The following is a 477-nucleotide window of genomic DNA, read 5'->3' as shown; positions in this document are numbered from 1 at the left end:
GCCCGGTTACATTCCGAACCCGGAAGCTAAGCCTTTCAGCGCCGATGGTACTGCAGGGGGGACCCTGTGGGAGAGTAGGACGCCGCCGAACAATCTTTCAAAAGGACCCTTGGTCCCAGCGTTCACGCTGGGACCAAGGGTCCTTTTTGTTTTGCTCCACCTAGATTTGCCGAAGCGCGGCCGGGGGCCGGCTGCGCGAGAATGACAGCGGTACCCCGAAGACAGGAGTCTGACCCATGTCCACCAACTCTCCCGACGATCGTCCGGAGCGCGAGCCGCGTCGACGCGACGGCGGTGACAGGGGCGGCTACCGCGGGGGCTTCCGCCGTGACGACCGTGGTGGCGACCGGCGTGACGACCGCGGTGACGACCGCGGTGGCGACCGTGGCGGCTTCCGCCGCGACGACGACCGGGGCGGCTACCGTCGTGACGACCGTGGCCCGCGCCGTGACGACGACCGTGGTGGCGACCGCGGTG

The 477-nt window shown here is 68.3% G+C and carries 1 rRNA gene; it reads left to right on the top strand.

Annotated features, from left to right (window positions below):
- A 5S ribosomal RNA gene (gene rrf / locus ACIQCH_RS38150) occupies positions 1-91 on the top strand; the annotation flags it as partial.
- Positions 92-477: the final 386 nt, after the last annotated feature.

It is taken from the genome of Streptomyces sp. NPDC093225 (assembly GCF_044753805.1).
Classification (GTDB): Bacteria; Actinomycetota; Actinomycetes; order Streptomycetales; family Streptomycetaceae; genus Streptomyces.
This window is presented reverse-complemented; position numbering and strand designations above follow the sequence as displayed.